This is a genomic window from Actinomyces sp. S6-Spd3, from assembly GCF_000758755.1.
Lineage (GTDB): Bacteria > Actinomycetota > Actinomycetes > Actinomycetales > Actinomycetaceae > Pauljensenia.
In genome coordinates this window covers 1-521 of sequence record NZ_JRMV01000090.1, presented here as the reverse complement: position 1 = coordinate 521, position 521 = coordinate 1, and the positions used below count along the sequence as shown (strand labels likewise).

Annotated in this window: 1 protein-coding gene; it reads right to left on the bottom strand. The window is 53.7% G+C overall.

Annotation, left to right across the window (positions count from 1 at the left end; translation table 11 throughout):
* On the bottom strand, positions 1-366 hold a 366-nt coding region (locus tag HMPREF1627_RS00540; protein WP_034500145.1), incomplete at its 3' end, for an MFS transporter.
* Positions 367-521 lie beyond the last annotated feature (155 nt).

Below are 521 nucleotides of genomic sequence, written 5' to 3'. Positions count from 1 at the left end.
GATGGTGGAGAGTATCCCTGCGAGGAATGCAAGGACGTAAACGTGCCACAGTTGCGCCGTATTCGTCAGAATGAGGACACCTAAAATGAGTGACGTGAGGCCAATCATGCCCTGCGTGAACTGGATCAGGTTTCTGCGGTTCACGCGGTCTACGATCACACCAGCCCACGGGCTGAATAAAAGAATGGGCAGGAATTGGAGGGCGGTGGTAATACCGATTGCGGTGCCAGAACCTTGGGTGAGGACGGTGAGCACCACCCAGTCTTGCGCGATGCGCTGCATCCACATGCCGGTGGAGGAGATGATGTTGGCGCCGAACCATAGTCTGTAGTTGAAGTACTTTAATGATTCGAACGTTTTTGACACCTCGTATACCTCCTTTTTCAATAATGCCAGCATCGTTTGCGCGCCGCTACGTCAAGGCAGCCGCTTGAGGATCCATCTTGTTCTGTGAACATCTGGACCTGTGTCGGCAAACGCGAGGAACCTGGTTCCTCCCTGACCCGCATGTTTTGCGCAGA